This is a genomic window from Streptomyces sp. NPDC045899, assembly GCF_056431485.1.
The window spans coordinates 175,175-196,001 of record NZ_JBWKKP010000001.1 but is presented as its reverse complement, the minus strand read 5'-3'; the positions used below and the strand labels follow the sequence as shown (position 1 = coordinate 196,001).

Here is a 20,827-nt window from a genome sequence, read left to right as displayed (position 1 = left end):
GCCCCGGTCAGCCCCGGTCGAGATAGGCCAGGACGGCCAGTACCCGGCGGTTGTCGTCGTCGGACGGCGGCAGTCCCAGCTTGCCGAAGATGTTCGAGGTGTGTTTGGCCACCGCCCGCTCGGTGACCACCAGCTGGGCCGCGATCGCCGCGTTGGACCGGCCCTGTGCCATCAGCTCCATCACCTCGCGCTCCCGCGGGGTGAGGCGGCCGATCGGCCGGTCCTGGGCGCGCCGGTCCAGCAGTTGCGAGATCACCTGCGGATCCATCGCGGTACCGCCCCCGGCCACCCGCCGTACCGCGTCGATGAACTGGTCGGCGTCGAACACCCGGTCCTTGAGCAGATAGCCGATCCCGCCGCTGCCGTCGGCCAGCAGCTCACGCGCGTACAACTGCTCCACGTGCTGGGAGAGGACCAGCACCGGAAGGCCGGGGCGGGCCCGCCGCGCGGCCAGCGCGCACTGCAGCCCCTCGTCGGTGAAGGACGGCGGCAGCCGTACGTCCACCACCGCGACGTCGGGCTTCAGTTCCTCGAAGGCCCGGGTGAGCCCCGGACCGCTGTCCACGGCGGCCGCGATCTCGAAGTCGTACGCCTCCAGCATCCGCACCAGTCCGTCCCTGAGCAGGAACAGATCCTCGGCGATCACAACGCGCACGTGACGGCTCCAAGAGGTCGTCGGGCCCCGGTCCGGGGCGGGTCGGGGGCAGGGGCGGACGCGTCGAATGTACCGCTCGCGGGGGCGGGCCCCCGGTCCGCGCCACGGGCGGTCACCACGCACCGGGCGGGCCGGACCCCCGTGGAGGTCCGGCCCGCCCGGTGCGTACGGGGATCAGCCCTTCACGGGCCATTCCAGCGGCTCGTTGTAGAAGCCCTGGGTCAGCTCCACCGCGGCGGCCTTCTGGCCCTCCGGGATGAGGAAGGTGGTGCAGATCTTCTCCGACTGCCCGGCCGAGAGCTTCTTGTAGCTGTCGGGCTCCGGGCAGTTGTTCCACTTCGCCTCGCCCATGAGCACGAGGAGGGCGCGGGTGCGCTGCTGGGCGTTGGTCCGCACGACCAGGTCGTCGTCCATGTCGTCGAGTTCCATGGCCTTGCCGCTCTTGTGGGTGAGCGTGGACCAGACATGGACGGGGATCTGCGGACCGTCCTTCTTGTCCTTCTTCAGGCCGGACGCATCCATCTCGGCCTTGGTGCCGGTCACCACCTTGGTGGGCGTGACCGTGAAGGTGGCCCCGTCGGACTCCTTCATGTCGCTCTTCTGGGCCGGACTGGGCTCACCGAGCCGGAAGGTCTGCTTCTTCTTCCCGGCGTCGGAGGGGGCCGCGGCATGGTCCTTCTTGCCGTCGGACTTGCCCTTCTTGGACCCCGAGTCATTGCAGCCCACCAGAGCCACCGCCAGTGCCACGACGCCCAGCGTCGCCGGCACGGCACGCGTCCACGTTCGCATGTCGTCCTCACTCTCCCCGTTGTGTGCGATCCCGGCCGGCCGTTCGACGGCATCGGTACCGGGCGATGACGTCTCCCTCGCGGTCCTTCCGGACGCGCGGGCACACGGATGTGCGGCAGCGCGGGACGGTACCGGGGGACATGACGTCGTGGATGATGGTAGCGAGTGGCCGGATCTCGCCTTCACGGGCCCGGGTCGACGGACCGGGACCGTGCCCCGGGCGGTCCGCCGAGCTTCTCCTCGATCCAGCCGACGCCGAAGCGCACCACCTCCGGCGCCTCGAACAGATGGCTCTCCGCGGCGCCCACCGTGCCGCGCACCCCGAACCCGGCGGCCGGCATGTCCCGCGCGATGACCGTGAACGGCTCCTCCCCGGGCACCACCGCGGAGTAGTCGAACGCCTCGTCCTCGGTGTCGATGTCGTGGAAGCTCCGCCGCTCCCGCCCGATCAGCTGGTGGGCCGGGGCGCGGTGAGCGCGCAGGGGATCTCCATCGTCACCATGGTCGGCCCGCCGGGCGGACTGCTGACCGCGAGGATCCCGTCGAAGGCGCCCAGCCGCCGTTCGATCCCGTCCAGTCCGCCGCCCGGCGCGATCCGGGCGCCGCCGCGGCCGTCGTCGGTCACCACGATCCGCAGGGTGGCGCCGTCATGGTGCAGATCGACCCACATCCGGGCGGCGCCGGAGTGCTTGGCCGCGTTGGTCAGCACCTCGCTGATCGCGAAGTACGCGGCCGACTCCACCGGTTCGTCGGTCCGGCCCGGCAGCTCCACGTCCACCTCGACCGGGATCGTCATCCGCAGTGCCAGCGCCCGCACCGCGTCGCCGAGACCGCGTTCGGCCAGGACCGGCGGATGGATACCGCGGACCAGGTCGCGCAGTTCGGACAGCGCCTCCGCCGAGTCGCTGCGGGCCGCGGCGAGCATCTCCTTGGCCTTGGCCGGGTTCTTCTCGATCAGCGCCTCGATGGTGCCCAGGCTCATCCCCATGGCCACCAGCCGGGCCTGCGCACCGTCGTGCAGATCGCGTTCGATGCGGCGCAGTTCGGCGGCCGAGGTGTCCACCGCGTCATGCCGGGTCTCGGTCAGCCTCCGCACCCGTGCGGCCAGCGCCATCTGCGGGGTGGGGGCCAGGAACGCCCGGGACACCAGGAAGCCGGTGCGCAGCAGCAGGGGCGAGACCACCAGACCGACGCCGAAGAAGACCACGCCGAGCAGTGCGGCGAGCAGGGCGGTCGACTGGGAGTCGATCGGGACGAAGGCGTACCAGTACGTACCGCCCGCGTCCACGACCGGCCTCCACACACCCGCGGCCATCACCCACGCCTCCACCCCGTAGGGGACGAACGCGAAGGTCAGCGTGGCGAGGAACAGGCCGCCGATCATGTCGTAGAACAGCCACAGCAGATCCCGCCAGGTCGCCGGATCCTTCAGCAGGAAGGTCAGCAGCTCCACCTGGCCGGTCAGGCCGGGGCGGCGGTCCGCGGGCAGCGGGCGGTAGGGCACCGGGATCTCGACCCCGGCCCACCGGGCGGCCAGCCGCCGCCGGGAGTCGGCGTAGGCCCGCACCAGCCGCACCATCACCGGGGTGGTGAGCATCCCCAGACCCAGCGGGATGAAGCACAGGGACAGCACCATCAGCGTGAACAGCGGGATCGAGCAGAGCGCCGTGATGAACAGCAGCGCCAGCCCCTGTGCGCAGGCCGTGAACCCGCTGCGTACCTTCATGCGTCGTCCCCCTGGTGGTCGGCGGCCGGTGCCCGGCGGCCCGGTGATCAGCCCTCATTCTCGGACACGTCCAGTCTGCGGCCACGTTCCTCCCCGGTCACGGGGGGCTGGCCCCGCCCGGGGGTGTAGCTGGCCCCACCCCCCGGCTTCGCCTTCCGGCTCCGGGACCGGGTGGCTGCCCGGCTGGGGCGCGGGCGCGCGGATTCCTAGCGTCGAGGACATGACCAACGCAGTCCGCACCTCCACGGGAGAGACGCCATGAGCGCATCGAGGCAGGGCCTGGCCGTCCGGCTGGGCGGGTGGAGCACCCGCCACCGCAAAACCGCCATCATCGGATGGCTGCTGTTCGTCGTGGTCGTCGCGGTGGTCGGCGGGATGTCCGGAACCAAGGTGATGACGGACTCCGAGGGCGATACGGGCGACTCCGCGAGTGCCCAGCAGATCCTCGGGGACGCCGGGCTCAAGACCCCGGCCGGTGAGATGGTGATGCTGCGCAGCGAGCGGCCCGACGGCTGGCGCGCCGCCGCCCGCGATCTCACCGCGCGCCTGGAAAGGACCGGGGAGACGGCACGGATCCAGCCCCCGGTGCGGTCGGAGAGCGGACGCGAGGGCCTGGTCAGCTTTGACCTCAAGGGCGATCCCGACACCGCCGGGGACCGGGCCGAGCCGGTCCTCGACGCGGTCGAGGACACCCGGGCCGCCCACCGCGGCGTCACCGTCCATGAGTTCGGTGACGCCAGCGCCGCGCACATGCTCAGCGGGATGCTGGAGGACGACCTGAAGAAGGCCGAGCTCACCGCGGTGCCGCTGGCGCTCGGCATCCTGCTGGTGGTCTTCGGCGCGCTGGTGGCGGCGCTGCTGCCGGTGCTGCTCGGGGTGACGGCCTGTGTCGGCACCTTCGGACTGCTGGCGTTCGTCAGCCACCGGGTCCCGCTCGTCGAGTCCACCAACTCGGTGATGTTCCTGGTGGGACTGGCCGTCGGGGTCGACTACTGCCTGTTCTATCTGCGCCGGGAGCGCGATGAGCGGGCCGCGGGGCGGGACGCGGACACGGCGCTGCGGATCGCCGCGGCCACCAGCGGCCGGGCGGTCCTGGTCTCCGGGATCACGGTCATGCTGGCGATGGCGGGCATGTTCCTGTCCGGGCTGCAGCTCTTCAAGGGGTTCGCGGTCGCCACCATCCTGGTGGTGCTGATGGCGATGCTCGGCTCGGTGACCGTGCTGCCCGCGATGATGTCGTGGCTGGGCGACCGGATCGACGCCGGCCGGGTTCCGCTGCTGAACCGCCGCCGGAAGAAGGGCGTGCACAGCAGCGGCGGACTCTCCGGACGGCTGATGCGGCCGGTGCTGGCCGCGCCGAAGGTCTTCGCCGCCGTGTCCGCCGCGCTGCTGCTGGCCCTGTGCGCCCCCGCGCTGGGGATGAAGACCGAACAGCTCGGCATGGAGCAGCAGTTCGGCTCCGACGCCGAACTGACCGTGGCCTTCAAGGAGATCACCGGTGCCTTCCCCGGCGGCCCGGCCCCGGCCGAGGTGGTCGTGCGCGCCGACGACATCGGCTCGGACCGGTTCGGCGCGGCCGTCGCCGACCTGAAGAAGGAGATCACCGGCTCGGGCCGGTTCGGCAAGCCGGTCGAGGTGGAGCTGCACCGGAAGGAGGGCGTGGCCCGGATCGAGGTGCCGCTGTCCGGCAACGGCCGGAACGCCGCCTCCGAACGCGCCCTGGACACCCTGCGCGAGGACCTGGTGCCGCGGATCCTGGGACCGGTCTCGAAGGAGGCGTACGTCGGTGGTCAACTGGCCGGGAACCTCGACTTCAACGACCAGCTGAAGAGTGATATCGCCCCCGTGCTCCTCTTCATCGCGGGTGTGACCTTCCTGCTGATGCTGGTGTGCTTCCGTTCGGTGCCGATCGCGCTCGCCTCGATCGTGCTCAACCTGCTGTCGGTGGGCGCCGCGTACGGCACGATGACCGCCGTCTTCCAGCACGGCTGGGGCGCCGGGGCGCTGGGCATGGAACCGGCGGGTGCGATCGAGGCATGGATGCCGCTGTTCGTCCTCGTCATCCTCTTCGGGCTGTCGATGGACTATCACGTGTTCGTGGTCTCGCGGATCCGTGAGGCCCGTGACCGGGGGCTGTCCACCCGCGACGCGATCCGCGAGGGCATCCGGACCACGGCGGGCTCGGTCACCGGGGCGGCCGTCATCATGGTCGCGGTGTTCGCGGTCTTCGCCCTGCTCCAGATGCAGGACATGCAGCAGATGGGGGTCGGTCTCGCGGTGGCGGTGCTGGTGGACGCCACGCTGGTCCGGATGGTGCTGCTGCCCTCGGTACTGGCCCTGCTCGGGGAGCGCGCCTGGTACCTGCCGCGCGGTCTGCGGTGGCTGCCGCGGTTCGGGCACGGCGAGGAGCCGCCGGCCGACGGCACGGCCGGGGCCCCGCGCCCCCGGGTACCGGCGGGCCGCTGATGTCGCCGCCCGGCCGCTGACGCCACCGCCCCGGGAGGTCCAGGACCTGCCGGGGCGGTGCCGTGTCCGGGGACGGCGGGGCGTCAGCCGGTGGGCGCGGGCGGAACGTACTTGTAGCCCACCCGCCGCACCGTCACGATCGTCCCCCGGTGCTCGGCGCCCAACTTGCGGCGCAGCCGGGCCACATGGACGTCGACCGTCCGGCCGTCGCCGACATGTCCGTATCCCCAGACCGTGGTCACCAGCTGATCGCGGGTGTGCACCCGGTGCGGATGGGCGACGAGATGGGCCAGCAGCTCGAACTCGAGGTAGGTCAGCTCCAGCGGCCGTCCGGCGATCCGCGCGGTCCGCCGGTCGGGGTCGATCCGCACCGGTCCTTCCCCGGTGTCCGCCGCCACGGTGTCAACGGACGGCTGCGGGGCGGCGGTGGTCAGGGCGGTCGCGGGATCCTGCCGGTCGGCGGGGACCAGCACCAGATAGCCGATCATCGGCGGCCGGCCGGGCAGCGAGGGCAGGGTGTGCGCCGGTGCGGGCAGCCAGGTCGCCCCGGGATGGAGCAGTTCGGCCACCGGTGGCACCTCGTCCGGCGCAACGGCCCGCAACCGTTGACGGTGGGCGGAGGCCGCGGGGGCGCCGGGCGGGACGGCGGGGGCGGGGGAGGAGGACAGGCTGCGGACGTTGGTCATGGGAGTCAGCTCTTTCGCGCTCGCGAGGTCGTCGGGGACGTCGTGCGCGCGGGCTGGGCATCTGGCCGTGGAGCCGCCGGTGATGGTGCGGTGGCGGTGGGTTCAGCGGCCGAGCGAGCGGGCCCGCGTACGGAACGCGCGGCAACACTCGCGGTCGAAATGGTGCGCCTGCCGGGACGGCCAGAACGGCTCGAGGTCCGGACGACCCGTCGCGGCGTGGTGGAGGCTGACCATGCCCCTATTGAAGCAGACGACGTGCCCGCTCCGCTCGGTCCCGGGACGGGACGAGGGCCACATCAGGACAGCGTCAGCGCAGTGCCCCTCCCCGGCCGGACGGCCGGGGAGGGGCGGTCGGTCCGTTGGGGTCAGGAGTTGACCTGGGCCGAGACCAGGGAGGAGAAGGTGGTCAGCCGGCTGTAGATGCCCGGGTAACCGGCCAGGGCGCAGCCCTCGCCCCAGGAGGTGATTCCGGCCAGCTTGCCGTTGATGACCAGCGGACCGCCGCTGTCGCCCTGGCAGGTGTCCACGCCGCCCTGGGTGTAACCGGCGCAGACCATGTCGGAGGCGAGGTAGTCGGAGCCGTAGGAGCTGCGGCAGCTGGAGTCGGACACGGTCGGCACGGTGGCCGTGCGCAGCTGGTTGGAGGAGGAGCCGCCGGAGCGGGTGGTGCCCCAGCCCAGGATGCGGGCGGTGGTGCCCGCGGTGTACACGCCGGTGTCGGACGGCGAGACGTAGGGCAGCGTGCTGTACGGCATGGCCGTGGACAGCGTCAGCACCGCCACGTCGTCGCCGTTGGTGACGTCGGAGTAGGACGGGTTGATCCAGATCCTGCTGACCCTGCTGACCGTTCCGTTGGTGCCGTTGCGGTAGGTGCGGCCGCCGACCACGCGGACGCTGCCGGTGGTCTCACCGACCATGCAGTGGGCGGCGGTGACCACCTTGGTGGGCGACACCAGCGTGCCGCCGCAGAACTGTCTCTGCGAGGAGTCCGTGATCTGCATGACGTACGGATAGGCGGACGCCGTCGTGGTGGTACCGCCGACGATGGGCTTCGGCGCCGCCTGGGCGGTGCCGGTCATGACTCCCGCGATGGACGCCGCGGTGGCGAGGACGGCCGCGGCCGCGAGGCCGGCGCGGCGGGGGAGTGTGAAGGACATGCTTCTCTCCAGGGTTTCGGTGAGTGGGGGAAACCTGAAACGGAGCGCGTCGCGCCGACGGCGCCCCCTCTTCGCCCTGGGGCGGAGCGGGTCGCACTGCGTCGTCGACGGCGGGTTCACGCTAGAAGCGTTCGGGCAACTGCCCAATGAGGGTTGGCCCTTGAGGCGCGGCATAGGGAAATCCCCCTGTCCCGGGGGAGTCAGGGGGATGGGGCCGGGCGGGGCCCGCCGGAGCGGGCCGGGTTGCCGGACGGGGCGTCAGGTGCCGCCGCGCGTCGCCAGTCTGACGATGTCCACCCGCGATCGGATCCCCAGCTTGCGGTAGACGCGGGTGAGCGTGGCCTCCACGGTCTTGACGCTGATGAACAGCCGTGCCGCGATCTCCCGGTTGGTGGCGCCCTCCAGCACGAGCGTCGCGACCCTCCGCTCCATCTCGGCCAGGGCGTCCAGCAGCCGTGGCGGCGACAGCGCCTCCGCGGGCAGCATTCCCGCCGCCGTTTCCGCCGTCCTCCCCGCTGACGGGGCGACCGCCCGCCACTCCCCGGTCGCCGGTCCCGGCACCGGCTCCGCCTCCACCGCGGCGCGTTCGGCCGTGGCGCGCTCCAGCCAGGGATGGGCGGCGGCGTGCCGGAAGACCCGGACCGTGGCGTCCAGCGCCGTACGGGCCGCCGCGATATCGCCCCGGCGCAGCTCCACATGGGCCAGCGCCAGTTCGCACCGGCCCAGCTCGATGCGGTAGCCCAGCGCGCGCAGTTCGCGCCCCGCCGTCCGCAGGGTGAGCGCGGCCCGCCCCGGATCCCCCTGCGCGGCGGTCATCAGCGCCTCGGCCCGCGCCAGTACGGCCAGCACACTGCCGCGCCCCAGCCGGGTGGCGGACTTCCGGGTGGCCTCGACGACCTCGGCGGCCTCCTCCGGTTCACCGATGCCCACGAGTGCCTCGGCCAGATCGCCCTGCCAGCGGCCGCGCGCCGGATCGGTCACCCCCTGGCCGCGTTCCAGCTCCCGCACCCGCCGCAGCGCCGTCACCGCCCCCTCGGTGTCCCCGGCCACCAGCCGGGCGTGGCCCAGCGCGTACAGATTGCGGGCGAGATAGAGGAGGTCGCCGTCCTCCTCGGCACTGCGCACGGCGTCCTGGGCCAGCGACAGCGCACCGGCCACACTGCCGCCCGCCGCCTCCGCGAGCGCCGTGAGCTGGAGTGCGGGTCCTACGCCCATCCCGGCGTCCCGGGCCAGCCGCAGACTGCGGTGGGCGAGGTCCAGCGCGGATTCGCAGCGTCCGGCCCGCAGTTCGGTCTCGGCCAGCCCGCGCAGGAACAGGATCTGACTCTCGACCGCCCCGCGCCGCTCGGCCAGCCGGACCAGCGCGCCGACCGCCGTCCGGGCCTCGTCCAGCCGGTCGCCCATCAGCAGACAGCGGAAGCGGGTGTAGCCCGGTCCGTTGTGGTCGCAGGTCACCCGGGGGTCCTGGGGCTCCTCCAGGGCCCGGGCCAGGGTCCGTTCGGCGTCCCGATGGCCCATCAGGGTCTCGGTGAGCGCCTGGAAGGACAGCGCCAGCAGCTCGGTGCGGCGGTCGTCCGCCAGCCGTGCGAGCCGCGCCGCCTCGGCGGCCTCGCCCCGGGCCCGCGGCAGGGAACCGCGCACCAGCACGGCCCGCCAGGACAGCTGATAGCGCAGTGGGGCGAGCAGCCGTGGCTCACCGCCCGCGTCGGCGAGCGCCCGCGGGAAGACATCATCCACGTCGGCCATGGCCTGTCCGGCGGAGTCGATCACCGCGATCCAGCCGCGGACGCGGTCGGCGGGGCGTACGGATTCGGCCAGCACCTCATGGGCGGTCGCGCGGGCGAGCTCCGGCTCCCCGGCGGTCAGCGCGTCCTCGGCCGCGTCCAGCCGCCGGGCGTGGGCGGCGATGGCGTCGTCGGCCGGGGTGCGGTCGGCGGCGAGCAGCCCGAGCCGGGCCGCGGCCGCGGGGGCCCCGCGCTCCCGGGCGACGGCGGCCGCGGCGGCGAGGGTCCGCGCGACGCGCTCGTCCCGTCCCGGGGTGGCCAGCGCCAGATGGCGGGCGCGTTCGATCAGGTCGGTGGAGGCGGCGCCGAGCGCGGCGTGCGCGGCGCGCCGTTCGCGCGGGGCGGCCGCCGCGTACAGGGCGGCGGAGACCAGTGGATGCGTGAACCGCACCACCGGCTCGGCCTCCTCGTCCACGATGCCGAGCGCGGCCGCCTCGCCGAGTTCGGCCTCGGCCTCGGTACGGCCCGCCGCGCGCAGCAGCGCCACGGTGGGCCGGGCGGCGGCGCTGGCCAGCAGCAGGGTCTCCCGGGTGCCGGGGCCGGGGGCGCGCAGCCGGTCCAGGACGAGGGCGCGCAGGCTGGTGGGCACCGGCAGGTGTTCCCCCGGCCTGGGCGGAGCCCCCGACTCGGCCAGCGCGCGGCCGAGTTCGAGGGCGTAGAAGGGGTTGCCCGCACTGGTGCGGTGAATCTCCCGCAGCACGGGTCCGGGCAGCCCCACCCGTCTTCGCGCCGACAGCAGCGCGACGGTCTGCGGATAGGTGAGGGGCGGTACGGCCAGCACCAGCGCGGGTGGCGGCAGTACGCGGAGGTACGGCGTGCCGAGGTGCGCCGCGGGGGTGTCGGCGGGGCCGGGGGCCGCGCCGGGGCCGGGGGTGGCACGGGGATCCATGATGCCGAGGTGGTGAGCGAGGTCCTGCCCGGAGGTGTGGGACCGGGCGGGGGCGAGGGCGGGCCCCGGGTCCGGGGCGCCCCAGGCGCGGGCGGGGAGGAGGGCCCGGTCGGGGTCCGGGCCGCCCCACGCCCCGTCCGTACCCGCGTCGCCCGCTTCGCCCGCGTCGCCCGTGTCACGCGGCCGGCCTCCGCCCGGCCCCTCCGCCCGGCCCGGTCTCCCCGTCCGGCCCGGTCTCCCCGTCCGGCCCGGGGTGTCCGTCCGGTCCGGGGTGTCCGTCCGGTCCGGGGCCGATATCTCCGGGCCGGTCCGTACCGCGGCGATCATCTGCACCGGCAGCCCGGCCGTCCGCCGCGCGGCGAACTCCAGCAACTCCCGGCTGGGCGCGTCCATCCACTGCAGGTCATCGGCGACCACCAGCACCGGGCCGCGCCCGGCCAGCGCCCGGAACACCGACAGCACGGCCAGCCGCAGTGCCAGCCCGTCGTGCCGCTCCGACGGGCTCTGCCGCCCGGTGAGCGCCGCGTCCAGGACGGTGCGCTGTGAGGCGGGCAGGATGTCCGAGACCTCATCGGCGACGGGCCCCAGCAGATCGATCAGGGACAGAAACGGAAGCTGGCTCTCGGAAGCGGTCGGAGCACAGTCCAGTACCAGCCGTCCGCGGCCAAAGGGCCCGGCGGCGAGCGCCCGCAGCACCGTGGACTTGCCGATCCCGGCCGGTCCCGGCAGCAGTACGCTGCCGCCCCGCGCCAGCTGTTCACGCCCTCGTACCAGCAGCTCATCGCGTCCGACCACGGGCTCTGGCTGTTCGCCGTACCGCTCCACGCGTATCGCCCTCCCCTGCCTCCCGAGCGCGCGGCGCCCGGTCAGGAGAGGTCCGGTGGCACATCGTGGAGCATCGGGGCCAACAAGACATCTACCTATAAACCAAGGCGAGGCGCACAATGGTGGTGCGGTGTTTTACCGCACTGCGCGGTCAGACTTGCATGGATCGAAGGAGGCGAGTCGTATGGCCGACGTCTCACACACCAGAGGGGATCTCACGGGCCACCCTGATGTGACCGAAATGCGGGAGCGCTACGCCCGCATGATGGACGCGCGTGATGTGGTCTTCCTCGACGGACCGGTGCTTCTCGCCGGTCTGTACTTCGCCATCTCTCCCTGGGTGGTGCACTTCTCGAGCACCAGCCCCAACCTCATGGTCCACAACCTCATCCTCGGCCTCGCCATCGCGCTGCTGGGGGTCGGCCTCACCGTCGCACCGAGGCGGATGTACAGCCTGTGCTGGACCATGGCCGCGATCGGTGTATGGATGATCATCTCGCCCTGGGTGGTCGCTCGGGGCCCCGACGCCGGAATGATCTGGAACAACGTCATCGTCGGCGCCATCACCTGCCTGTTCGGGCTGGTGGCCGCAGGGATGGTCATGAAGAAGGGCCGGGGTGAGACCTGACCGGTTCATCGACGGGAATTCAGACCCCAGACCGAAGGAAGAAGGCCGCCGACCGCACGGCACGCCCTGATGGGCCGTGCGGCGGGCGGCCTTCGCTCTGCCCGGCCGGCGGGGGCGGCCGGCCTTTGCCCGGATCAGCCGATCGGTTCGGGTCAGCCGATCGGTTCGGGCAGGGGCACCACGTCATAGGAGCACTCGATCGTCTCGCCGGTGGCCGGATCACCCAGCTCCACCCGCCAGCGCTCGGCGAACTGGTCCACCCCCTCGGCCATCGGGATCGTCCCGGAGATCAGCACCGTGCCGGGTATCAGTCCACCGCGCTCGCGCAGCACCTCGATCCAGTACGCGGGCGGCAGCAGCTCGGCCAGGGTGCCGCTCTGCACCTCGGTCTCCGCACCGTCGTGGGTGACCCAGGCCCGTAGCGTCAGATCGTCCAGCCGCGGCGCCACGTCCGACAGCCGCCAGGCGCGCGAGGCGAGCACATCCGGGCCCGCGTTCTTGCTCCAGGCCACGCCGTGCACCTCCAGATCGCGGTCGGTGTGGTCACAGGCGGCGGTGAGTAGCAGCTCACCGTCGTCCGCCACCACCAGCGCCCATTCGGCCTCCCCGGAGGTACGGGCGTGCTGGACGCTGACCCGCGCCGTCTGCTGGGCGAGATACGGCGAGACCGGGTAGAGCGCGGGCGTCACGGCCGGTGCGGGAACGCCCAGCCCGGCGAGCTCGGCGACATGTGCGGCCACGTCCTCCTGGCTGCGCCCGGCATAGCCCGCGTTCAGCACCTGGACAACGGTTGCCTCGCGGGTGGAGCCGTCGGGAAGCTCGAAGGTGAGCGTGGTGTGCGACGGGGACGGACGGGTCCGGGTGTGGTGAAGCGGCTGATGCGTGGTGGTCATCGGCGGATGCCTCCAGGTCGCGGTGCGGTGCGGTCGCGGAGTACTGCGGTCACGGAGTGGTTGATTTCCGCTCGGGGGTTGCGCATACGGTGTGTATACAACAAGTATGCCGGAAGGTCGAACGCACGCACCACCGCACGCACCACCCATGAGGACGGAACATGCAGCCCACCGCACCGGCACCGAGCACGGCAGCGCCCCGGCCCGGCGGGCCCGGGGTACGCCGGGCCTTCGTCGCCAGCCTCACCGGCACCGCCCTGGAGTGGTACGACTTCGCCGTCTACTCCGCCGCCGCGGCCCTGGTCTTCGGCGATCTCTTCTTCCCCTCCAGCGATCCCTTCACCGGCACCCTGCTGGCGTTCTCCACCTACGCCGTCGGCTATGTCTCCCGTCCGCTGGGCGGCTTCGTCTTCGGGCGGCTCGGTGATGTCATCGGCCGCAAGAAGGTGCTCATCGCGACGCTCGTCCTCATCGGCGCAGCCACCCTGCTGATCGGACTGCTCCCCACCTACGCCACGGTCGGGGCCGCCGCCCCGGCCGCCCTGGTGCTGCTGCGCTTCGCACAGGGCGTGGGCGTGGGCGGTGAATGGGGCGGCGCGGTACTGCTGTCCAGCGAGTTCGGCGACCCCCGGCGGCGCGGCTTCTACGCCTCCGCCGCCCAGGTCGGGCCCCCGGCGGGCAATCTGCTGGCCAACGGCGTGCTGGCCGGGCTCGGTGCCGCGCTGACCGAGGAACAGTTCCTCTCCTGGGGCTGGCGGGTGGCCTTCCTGCTCTCCGGTCTGCTGGTGGTCTTCGGCCTGTGGATCCGCGCCAAGCTGGAGGAGACCCCGGTCTTCCGTGAGATGGAGGCCGCGCAGAGCCGTCCCGAGGCACCGGTGCGCGAGGTGTTCACCACCCAGCCCCGGGCCCTGACCGCGGCGATCCTCTGCCGGATCGCGCCCGATGTCCTCTACGCGATGTTCACCGTCTTCGTCCTCACCTACGCCACCGACGAGTTGGGCATGTCCCGTGGCTCCGCGCTGACCGCGGTCCTGATCGGCTCCTCCCTCCAGATCGTCCTGATCCCGCTCGCCGGTGCTCTCTCCGACCGGGTCAACCGGCGGCTGCTGTACGGCGGTTCCGCGGTGGCCGCCGGAATATGGCCCTTCCTGTTCTTCCCGATGGTCGCGGACGGGAGCTGGGGGCTGCTCACCCTGGGCGTCATCGGCGGACTGGTGATCCACTCGCTGATGTACGGGCCCCAGGCGGCCTTCGTCGCCGAACAGTTCTCCCCCCGGCTGCGCTACACCGGCTCCTCGCTCGCCTACACCCTGGCCGGGGTGGTGGGCGGAGCGGTGGCGCCCCTGCTGTTCACCACCCTGCTGGGGACCTACGACGCCTGGGTCCCGCTGGCCCTCTACATCGCGGTCACCGCCGTGCTCACGGTGACCGGTCTCTGGCTGGGCCGGGACCCCGCCACCGCCGCGGAGGAGGAGCCGGACCGCGGGTCCGCCGGCCGTGCCGCGCCCGCGACCGCCTCCGCGGAGCGGTAGGGCGGGCCGCAGCGGGGAAGGGGCGGGATGGACACTCCTTTCGCACTCCGGCCCTTCTGCACTCCGACCCTCCGCACCAGGACACGACCACCCGGGACCACCCGATGGGCCCCGGCCGACCGACGACGAAACGAGGCAGCACCCGCCATGCCCCTGCGCATCGCACTGAGCCAGCTCACCACCGGCCCGGACCCCGCGTCGAACCTCGCCCTGCTGCGCCGCGAGGCACAGCGGGCGGCGGAGGCCGGGGCGCGTCTGATCGCCTTCCCGGAGGCCGCCATGGCCTGCTTCGGCACCCGGCTCGGTCCGCTCGCCGAACCGCTGGACGGCCCCTGGGCCACCGAGGTCCGGCAGATCGCGAAGGACACCGGTCTCGTGGTCGTCGCGGGCATGTTCACCCCCGCGCCCGACGGACGGGTCACCAACACCCTGCTGGCCACCGGCCCCGGGGTCGAGGCCGCCTACGACAAGATCCATCTGTATGACGCCTTCGGTTTCCGGGAGTCCGACACCGTGGCGCCGGGCTCCGAAGTGGTCACCTTCGCTCTCGACGGTGTCGGGATCGGCCTCGCCACCTGCTACGACGTACGCTTCCCGGAGCTCTTCCGGGCTCATGCCGACGCCGGTGCGGTGGTCTCGCTGCTGCCCGCCTCCTGGGGTGCCGGGCCGGGCAAGCGTGAGCAGTGGGAACTGCTGACCCGTGCGCGGGCGCTCGACGCCACCGTCTGGCTGGCCGCCGTGGGCCAGGCCGACCCGGCCGCCTCCGGCGCCGGTCCCGCCTCTGCCGGAAGCGCCCCCACCGGTATCGGGCACAGCGCCCTGATCGGTCCCGACGGCACGGTGCGCGAGCGGCTGGACGCCGCTCCGGGTCTGCTCGTCGCGGACCTCGACCCCGATGAGGTCACCGCGGTGCGCCGGACCCTGTCCGTTCTGGAGAACCGCAGGCTGGACGGCCGGCCATGAGCGGCGGCCACCGGGCGGAACGGGGCGCCGGGGGCGGAGCCGAACCGGAGCGCGAGTTCCATCTGCCCGCCGCGCCCTGGCGACGGCCGCCGGGCGCGGTCGCGGGGGTCAGCGAACAGCTCCTGGCCGCGGACTCCAGCGGTACCCGCACCACCGCCCTGGTGCGCTGGGAGCCGGGGACGGACACCTCCGCGTCCGGAGTCGTCCGCCACGACGGCTGGGAGGAGGTCTATCTCCTTGAGGGCGGTATGCGTGATCTGACGCTGGGGGAGACCTTCTCCCGCGGCTTCTACGCCTGTCGGCCACCGGGGATGCCACATGGCCCCTGGCGCTCCGAGGAGGGCGTCACCATGCTGGTGATCACCTATCCGGAGGCGCCGGACGGACGATGAGTCATCCGGACCCACCCGGACCCACCGCACTCATCCGGATTCGCCCGGACTCACCCGGCGAGCAGCACCTTCAGCGTCGTCTCCAGATGGCCGCTGATCGCCGCGCGGGCCGCCTCCGTGTCCCCGGAGGCCACCGCGTCCAGGATGGCCCGGTGCTCGCAGAGCACTTCCTCCTGGCGGCCGGTCTGGTTGTACAGGGCCACCACCCCGGCCCGGATCTGACGGCTGCGCAGCCCTTCGTAGTGCCGGTTGAGGAGTTCATTGCCCACCGCGGCGATCAGGGTCGCGTGGAACAGGTGGTCCACGGCGATGAACTCCTTGGCCTGGTCGGGGCCGGTGAGCCCGCGCTGCCGCTCCAGCAGCTCGGTCAGCTCCGCCACCGGCACCTTCCCCGCCGCGATCGACTGGTCGGCCGCGTACCGCTCGACGATCCCCCGCAGCTCCATCAGCTCGGTGATCTCCCGGCCGGACAGCGGCGCGATATGCGCACCGCGCTTGGGGACCAGCCGGACCAGGTCCTCCGCCGCGAGTAGCAACAGGGCCTCGCGGATCGGGGTCCGGGAGATGCCGATCCGGTCGGCGATCTCCTGCTCGGTCAGGAACCTGCCCTGCATGTCGGGATCGGTCAGCACGGTTTCCTTCAGAAACGCGTACGCCTTCTCTCGTCCGGACTGCACCTGGGCCCCCATGGCTGTGGCTCATCGCATACAACTCGTATACGGAAATTATCACGGAGGGACGGGGCCCGCGCCGGTGATCCGTAAGCCGGGGCCGGCCGGAGCGGGGCGGGCCGGCGCTCATCGCGCGCTCTGCCCATCGGTCCGCCCGGCACCCCGGCCCACCAGCCGCAGACCGCCCTCGGCGCCGCTCCGGCCGGTGTCCTCCGCCGCCTTCTCCTCGGCCCCCATGACCAGCACCACCTTGCCGGTGACGGTGCCCGACTCGGCCAGCCGCATCGCCTTCGCGGCCTCGCTCAGCGGAATCCGCGCCGCCACCTGGGCGGAGAACTCCCCGCTCGACAGCAGCGCCAGCACCTGGCCCAGATCGGCGCGCATCCGCGCCTGGTAGCTGTCCAGCCGCCGCCGTCCGGCCCACAGGTTGTAGAAGTGCGCCCGGCGTCCGTTCGGCAGCAGGTTCCACAGCAGCAGCCGTCCGAACAGCTTGAGCACCGGCATCCGCGACGATCCCGCCACATCGCGGGTGGCGGCTGTGCCGTACGAGACCAGCGTGCCGCCACGGGTCAGCAGCCGGAAGGAGTCGATGATGCCCTCGCCGCCCACATGGTCGAAGACCGCGTCCACCCCGCCGGGAGCCAACTCGCGCACCCGCGCGGTCAGATCGGGGTCCCGGTAGTCGAGCGGAGCGGCGCCCAGTGCCCGGACGGCCGCGTGATGGCGGGGTGAGGCGGTGCCGATGACCCTGATACCCGCGTGCCGGGCGAGCTGGACGAGGGTGGACCCCACGCCGCCATTGGCCCCGAGGACCAGGATCGTGCCCCCGGAGCGGACCTTGGCCACGCGGTGGAGCATCTGCCACGCCGTGATCCCGTTGACCACCACCGTCTCCGCCTCGGCCGCGCCGACCCCCTCCGGCACCGGGACCAGATCGCCCGCGTCGACCAGGGTGTGGGTGGACCAGCCGCCCGTCTTCGTCAGCACCGCGAACCGGCCGCCCCCCAGCGCCGGGTCCACCCCGGCGCCGGTGGCCACGACCTTCCCCACCAGGTCATAGCCGGGCACGAAGGGGAACGGCGGCTGGTCGTAGTACTTCCCCCGGCGCATCTGCTGCTCGGCGAACGAGACCCCGGACGCCTCGACCTCCACCAGCGCCTGGCCGGGGCCGGGCTCGGGGAGCGGGCGGGTGCGGACCTGGAGCCCCTCGGGCTCCACCTGACCGGGCAGCACGACTTCGGTGAGCATGACGACCTCGTTTCTCCTGGGCCTCGCGATCGCCGTGAGGCGGTCGACGTGAGGTGTTCTTTCGTCGGTGAGAACTTCTAACTAAACAATGAACCTGTTACCCTCGATGTGTCAACCCCGGATCCCCACCGGGATCCCGGGCCGGAGGCGGGCCCCGGCCGGCAGTCCCGGTCCGGGCCGCCCGTACGGAAGGTGAGAGGCGCGTCGATGGCGACAGCACGGCGGGAGCGCTACCGCAAACAGACCCGTGAGGAGGCCAAGGCCGTGGCCCTCACCCAGCTCGCCGAGGCGGGCACGGCGGGCATCTCGGTGAACGCGATCGCGAAGGCGATGGGTATGACCGGCCCCGCGCTCTACCGTTATTTCGCGGGCCGGGACGAGCTGCTCACCGAGCTGATCACCGACGCCTACCGGGATCTCGCCGAGGCCGCGGCCGCCGCCGTCGCCGAGGCCGCCCCCGGCGACCGCTTCCGCGCGCTGGCCCACGCCATCCGCGCGTGGGCCGCGGCGCAGCCCGACCGCTATCTGCTCATCTACGGCACCCCGGTGCCCGGTTACCAGGCGCCGCCCGAGACCACCGAGATCGCCGGCAAGCTGATGCGCACGATCCTCGACGCCTGCGCCGAGCCGGACGGCCCGGCCGCGGGTGGGTCCGTCTCACCCCTGGAGGCCGAGCTCGCACGGCAGCTCGATGCGGTCGGCCCCTGGGCGGACGGCACCGACCCCGCCGGAGAGGTGAAGGGGCGCGCGCTGCGGACCTGGACCCGGCTGCACGGGGTGATCAGCCTCGATGTGCAGGGCCAGTTCAGCGGGATGGGGTTCGATCCGGGGGCGCTCTTCGAGGCCGAGGTCGAGGCCCTCATGCGCGGCGTCTGAGCGCGCGGTGCCGGACCGCTCCGGTCGCCCTCCGGGGACCCCGGCCGGTCTCCGGGACCCGAGCTGCCCTCCGGCCGCTCCCGGCGCACACTGGAAGCGCACCGGAGCGTCGTACGGGTGACCGGAGGCCGCGATGGAGTCCGCCGAGTTCGATGTGGTCGTGGAGATCCCGGAGGGGTCCCGCAACAAATACGAGATGGACCATGAGGAAGGCCGGATCCGGCTGGACCGGATGCTGTTCACCGCCACCAAGTACCCGGCGGACTACGGCTACATCGATGACACCCTCGGCCGTGACGGCGATCCGCTCGACGCCCTGGTCACGGTCGGCGAACCCACCTTCCCCGGCTGTGTGATCCTCTGCCGGGCCATCGGCATGTACGTGATGAGCGACGAGAAGGGGCCGGACGAGAAGGTCCTCTGCGTCCCCGCCCACGATCCGCGCTACACCGATGTCCAGGACATCGACGACGTCCCCGAATTCGACCGTAGGGAGATCACCCACTTCTTCGAGGTCTACAAGGACCTCGAGCCCGGGAAATCGGTGGAGGGTTCCCACTGGGAGGGCCGCGACGACGCGTACGCGGAGATAGCCGCCTCCCGCGCCCGCGCCACCGCGACCGCCCAGCCCGGTACCGCCCAGCCCGGTTGAGCCGGAGCCGGTGCGCCTTCCCCGGCCGCCTACGGCTCGGCGCGCGGCGCCGGAACACCACGGTCGTTCTGCAGCTCCCACAACTCCCGGAACAGCCCCGGTGATCGGGTCAGCTCCGCGAACGTCCCCTGCTGGATCACCCGCCCGTGGTCGAGCACCACGATCCGGTCGGCCACCGCCACGTTCGCCAGCCGGTGCGTCACCAGCACCACCGCCCGGTCCTCCGCCAGCCGCCGCAGCCCCGCGAAGATCCGGTGCTCGGCACGCGCGTCCAGGGCGCTGGTCGGCTCGTCCATGACCAGCAGCCCGGCGGGCCGGTGGAACGCCCGCGCCAGCGCGATGCGCTGCCACTGCCCGCCGGACAGCTCCACCCCGCCCCACCACTGCCGGGCCAGCAGCGTGTCCAGCCCGCTGCGCAGCCCGTCCACCACCTCATGGGCACCGGAGTGCGCCGCCGCCGTGCGCACCGCCTCGTCCCCGCCGTGCGGCTGCCCCAGGGTGATGTTGTCCCGGGCGTTCAGCGGCCAGTGGGCGTAGTCCTGCGGCACGACCGCCGTATGCCGCCACATCTCCTGCGGATCGAGCTCCTCCACATTGGTGCCGTCCCAGGTCACCGCGCCCTTGCTGGGCAGATAGAGCCCTGTGAGCAGTTTGCTGAGCGTGGTCTTGCCCGAACCGTTCTCCCCGACCAGCGCCAGGACCTCACCGCGCCGTACCTCCAGCGTGACGTCGTCCAGCGCCGGGGCGTCCGATTCCGGGTACGCGTACGTCAGCCCCTCCGCCCGGACCACCCGCGGTGCCGCCGGGGCGCCGGTGCCGCGCCGCATCCGGTGGCCGCCCGCCTCCTCGATGAACTCCGCCCAGTCGTCGAGGTACAGCCCGGTGCGGAACAGCCGGGTGCCGTAACCGACCATGCCCTGCAACGAGGTGGCCACCGTGCGCAGCGCGAAGACGGCCGTCCCCGCCGAGGCCACCGACATCCGCCCCGACCCCAGCAGCAGGGCCAGTGACACCCACACCAGCGCCGAGGCGATCCCCCCGGCCGCCGCCCCCAGCAGCGCGTACCGCGCGCCCCGGTGCACCGCCTGGTCGGTCGCGGTGTCCACCCGCGCCCCGATGGACCGGTAGCGCTCCAGCAGGAAGCGGGCCATGGTGCCCGACCGGAGCTGATCGGCGATGTCCTTGTCGATCATGTACCAGCGCAGCAGCGCCAGGGTGTTCCGGTCCGCGCTCATCGCCCGGCTGGTCTCGTACTGGACCCGGGCGGCCTTCATCCCGGCGATCCCCTGGGGCAGCGCGGCCAGCAACAGCAGCGGCAGCAGCGCCGGATGCAGCACCGTGACCACGCCCGCCGCGGCGATCAGCGACGCCAGACAGGCCATGAGCTGCTGCGACTCGGTGATCAGATCCTGTGCGACCTCGGCGCCCCGGTCCGCCGCGTCCCACTTGTCGTTGAACCCGGGATTGTCGTACGCCGCCAGCTCGGCGTTGATCGCCGCGTCCAGCATCTGCGTCTCGGCCTCCCGCGAGATCCGGGGGGACAGCCTGCTGGAGATGTTGGTGATCGCGATCCCCAGCAGCGCGCGCAGCCCGGCCGCCCCGGCCAGCACCGCGATCGACGGCAGCGCCTCCCGCAGCCGTTCGGTGATCTGCCCGGAGGAGATCAGTGCCGTGATGGTGCCGGTGGTGGCCAGCAGTCCGAAGGCTTCGAAGAAGCCCGACAGCGCCTGGCACACCAGCAGTGCCACCACCGCCCTGCGGTCCACGGTCCAGGCCAGGGCCAGTGATCTGCGCACCAGCTGCGGCAGTCTGCGGCCCATGGTCCGGGTGGTGATCGGGTTGTCCGCCATCGCCACCAGCGACGGAGGGCGGAACCTCAGTTCCTCGTCGGGCTGTTCGGCCGGTTGCTCAAGCGTCTCTGATGCCACGAATCCCCCTGGACGGTGCAACGGAGTTGTTCAGCGCGATCGGCGTCGTATGGTGCGGTGCCGCCCA

17 protein-coding genes and 1 pseudogene are annotated in these 20,827 nt (G+C 72.6%); 7 read left to right on the top strand and 11 right to left on the bottom strand.

The genetic code is table 11. The features are described from left to right. Positions 1–7 precede the first annotated feature (7 nt). The 4 genes and pseudogenes from AC07FT_RS00910 to AC07FT_RS00895 form a co-directional block, all read right to left on the bottom strand. Entirely contained in the window at positions 8–655 is a 648-nt protein-coding gene (locus AC07FT_RS00910) for a LuxR C-terminal-related transcriptional regulator (protein ID WP_254745848.1), read from the bottom strand. 174 nt (positions 656–829) lie between these two features. Next, complete coding sequence (locus AC07FT_RS00905) at positions 830–1,444, bottom strand: hypothetical protein (RefSeq protein WP_479172910.1); 615 nt, start codon at positions 1,442–1,444, stop codon at positions 830–832. Between the two features lie 182 nt (positions 1,445–1,626). Further along, positions 1,627–1,878, bottom strand: a pseudogene (locus tag AC07FT_RS00900) (hypothetical protein); the annotation flags it as partial. 14 nt (positions 1,879–1,892) lie between these two features. Further along, positions 1,893–3,170, bottom strand: coding sequence for a sensor histidine kinase (locus tag AC07FT_RS00895; RefSeq protein WP_471195494.1), 1,278 nt, complete (start codon positions 3,168–3,170; stop codon positions 1,893–1,895). A gap of 258 nt (positions 3,171–3,428) precedes the next feature. Between AC07FT_RS00895 and AC07FT_RS00890 the strand changes: the two genes are divergently transcribed. Next, a complete protein-coding gene (locus AC07FT_RS00890) occupies positions 3,429–5,636 on the top strand; it encodes an MMPL family transporter (protein ID WP_479172908.1) in 2,208 nt (735 codons plus the stop codon). An 83-nt stretch (positions 5,637–5,719) separates the two neighbouring features. Here the strand turns inward: AC07FT_RS00890 and AC07FT_RS00885 are convergent, their stop codons facing one another. The 3 genes from AC07FT_RS00885 to AC07FT_RS00875 all read right to left on the bottom strand — a co-directional run bounded on the left by AC07FT_RS00885 (position 5,720) and on the right by AC07FT_RS00875 (position 10,977). Then, entirely contained in the window at positions 5,720–6,322 is a 603-nt protein-coding gene (locus AC07FT_RS00885) for a winged helix-turn-helix domain-containing protein (RefSeq protein WP_479172906.1), read from the bottom strand. Positions 6,323–6,687: 365 nt separating this feature from the next. Beyond that, the gene (locus AC07FT_RS00880) at positions 6,688–7,479 is read right to left on the bottom strand and encodes a S1 family peptidase (protein ID WP_471195503.1); all 792 of its coding nucleotides are present in this window, start codon (positions 7,477–7,479) and stop codon (positions 6,688–6,690) included. A gap of 258 nt (positions 7,480–7,737) precedes the next feature. Continuing rightward, positions 7,738–10,977 (bottom strand): helix-turn-helix transcriptional regulator, encoded by a 3,240-nt coding sequence (locus AC07FT_RS00875; RefSeq protein WP_479172904.1) that lies wholly within the window; start codon positions 10,975–10,977, stop codon positions 7,738–7,740. Between the two features lie 184 nt (positions 10,978–11,161). Here AC07FT_RS00875 and AC07FT_RS00870 point away from each other — a divergent pair, with 184 nt between their 5' ends. Next, positions 11,162–11,605 carry an SPW repeat protein gene (locus AC07FT_RS00870; RefSeq protein WP_479172902.1) on the top strand — a complete coding sequence of 148 codons (444 nt, stop codon included), beginning with the start codon at positions 11,162–11,164 and terminating at the stop codon, positions 11,603–11,605. Between the two features lie 152 nt (positions 11,606–11,757). Here AC07FT_RS00870 and AC07FT_RS00865 read toward each other — a convergent pair whose 3' ends face one another. Further along, positions 11,758–12,498 (bottom strand): DUF2848 domain-containing protein, encoded by a 741-nt coding sequence (locus AC07FT_RS00865; protein WP_479172900.1) that lies wholly within the window; start codon positions 12,496–12,498, stop codon positions 11,758–11,760. Positions 12,499–12,659: 161 nt separating this feature from the next. Between AC07FT_RS00865 and AC07FT_RS00860 the strand changes: the two genes are divergently transcribed. The 3 genes from AC07FT_RS00860 (at position 12,660) to AC07FT_RS00850 (ending at position 15,385) form a co-directional block, all read left to right on the top strand. After that, on the top strand, positions 12,660–14,030 hold the full coding sequence (locus AC07FT_RS00860; RefSeq protein ID WP_479172899.1) for an MFS transporter: 1,371 nt from the start codon (positions 12,660–12,662) through the stop codon (positions 14,028–14,030). A gap of 153 nt (positions 14,031–14,183) precedes the next feature. Next, positions 14,184–14,993: a carbon-nitrogen hydrolase family protein gene (locus AC07FT_RS00855; RefSeq protein ID WP_479173359.1), complete on the top strand. Its 810-nt coding sequence runs from the start codon at positions 14,184–14,186 to the stop codon at positions 14,991–14,993. Continuing rightward, entirely contained in the window at positions 14,990–15,385 is a 396-nt protein-coding gene (locus AC07FT_RS00850; protein WP_479172897.1) for a cupin domain-containing protein, read from the top strand. Before AC07FT_RS00855 ends, AC07FT_RS00850 begins: the two co-directional genes overlap by 4 nt. Positions 15,386–15,435: 50 nt before the next feature. Here AC07FT_RS00850 and AC07FT_RS00845 read toward each other — a convergent pair whose 3' ends face one another. Both AC07FT_RS00845 and AC07FT_RS00840 read right to left on the bottom strand, forming a co-directional pair. Further along, positions 15,436–16,074, bottom strand: coding sequence for a GntR family transcriptional regulator (locus AC07FT_RS00845; RefSeq protein WP_479172895.1), 639 nt, complete (start codon positions 16,072–16,074; stop codon positions 15,436–15,438). Positions 16,075–16,182: 108 nt separating this feature from the next. Continuing rightward, a complete protein-coding gene (locus AC07FT_RS00840; RefSeq protein WP_479172893.1) occupies positions 16,183–17,304 on the bottom strand; it encodes a medium chain dehydrogenase/reductase family protein in 1,122 nt (373 codons plus the stop codon). A gap of 207 nt (positions 17,305–17,511) precedes the next feature. Here AC07FT_RS00840 and AC07FT_RS00835 point away from each other — a divergent pair, with 207 nt between their 5' ends. Then, the gene (locus AC07FT_RS00835) at positions 17,512–18,180 is read left to right on the top strand and encodes a TetR/AcrR family transcriptional regulator (protein ID WP_479172892.1); all 669 of its coding nucleotides are present in this window, start codon (positions 17,512–17,514) and stop codon (positions 18,178–18,180) included. Between the two features lie 133 nt (positions 18,181–18,313). Next, complete coding sequence (locus tag AC07FT_RS00830; protein WP_479172890.1) at positions 18,314–18,832, top strand: inorganic diphosphatase; 519 nt, start codon at positions 18,314–18,316, stop codon at positions 18,830–18,832. A gap of 29 nt (positions 18,833–18,861) precedes the next feature. Here the strand turns inward: AC07FT_RS00830 and AC07FT_RS00825 are convergent, their stop codons facing one another. Further along, complete coding sequence (locus tag AC07FT_RS00825) at positions 18,862–20,682, bottom strand: ABC transporter ATP-binding protein (protein WP_479173357.1); 1,821 nt, start codon at positions 20,680–20,682, stop codon at positions 18,862–18,864. Positions 20,683–20,827 lie beyond the last annotated feature (145 nt).

What these genes read in the sequence shown, in the direction of transcription:
- AC07FT_RS00905 (WP_479172910.1), bottom strand. Translation starts at nt 1,444, where the DNA reads ATGCGAACGTGGACGCGTGCCGTGCCGGCGACGCTGGGCGTCGTGGCA.
- AC07FT_RS00865 (WP_479172900.1), bottom strand. Translation starts at nt 12,498, where the DNA reads ATGACCACCACGCATCAGCCGCTTCACCACACCCGGACCCGTCCGTCC.
- AC07FT_RS00890 (WP_479172908.1), top strand. Translation starts at nt 3,429, where the DNA reads ATGAGCGCATCGAGGCAGGGCCTGGCCGTCCGGCTGGGCGGGTGGAGC.
- AC07FT_RS00895 (WP_471195494.1), bottom strand. Translation starts at nt 3,170, where the DNA reads ATGAAGGTACGCAGCGGGTTCACGGCCTGCGCACAGGGGCTGGCGCTG.
- AC07FT_RS00845 (WP_479172895.1), bottom strand. Translation starts at nt 16,074, where the DNA reads ATGGGGGCCCAGGTGCAGTCCGGACGAGAGAAGGCGTACGCGTTTCTG.
- AC07FT_RS00835 (WP_479172892.1), top strand. Translation starts at nt 17,512, where the DNA reads ATGGCGACAGCACGGCGGGAGCGCTACCGCAAACAGACCCGTGAGGAG.
- AC07FT_RS00840 (WP_479172893.1), bottom strand. Translation starts at nt 17,304, where the DNA reads ATGCTCACCGAAGTCGTGCTGCCCGGTCAGGTGGAGCCCGAGGGGCTC.
- AC07FT_RS00885 (WP_479172906.1), bottom strand. Translation starts at nt 6,322, where the DNA reads ATGACCAACGTCCGCAGCCTGTCCTCCTCCCCCGCCCCCGCCGTCCCG.
- AC07FT_RS00870 (WP_479172902.1), top strand. Translation starts at nt 11,162, where the DNA reads ATGGCCGACGTCTCACACACCAGAGGGGATCTCACGGGCCACCCTGAT.
- AC07FT_RS00880 (WP_471195503.1), bottom strand. Translation starts at nt 7,479, where the DNA reads ATGTCCTTCACACTCCCCCGCCGCGCCGGCCTCGCGGCCGCGGCCGTC.
- AC07FT_RS00830 (WP_479172890.1), top strand. Translation starts at nt 18,314, where the DNA reads ATGGAGTCCGCCGAGTTCGATGTGGTCGTGGAGATCCCGGAGGGGTCC.
- AC07FT_RS00825 (WP_479173357.1), bottom strand. Translation starts at nt 20,682, where the DNA reads ATGGCGGACAACCCGATCACCACCCGGACCATGGGCCGCAGACTGCCG.
- AC07FT_RS00850 (WP_479172897.1), top strand. Translation starts at nt 14,990, where the DNA reads ATGAGCGGCGGCCACCGGGCGGAACGGGGCGCCGGGGGCGGAGCCGAA.
- AC07FT_RS00860 (WP_479172899.1), top strand. Translation starts at nt 12,660, where the DNA reads ATGCAGCCCACCGCACCGGCACCGAGCACGGCAGCGCCCCGGCCCGGC.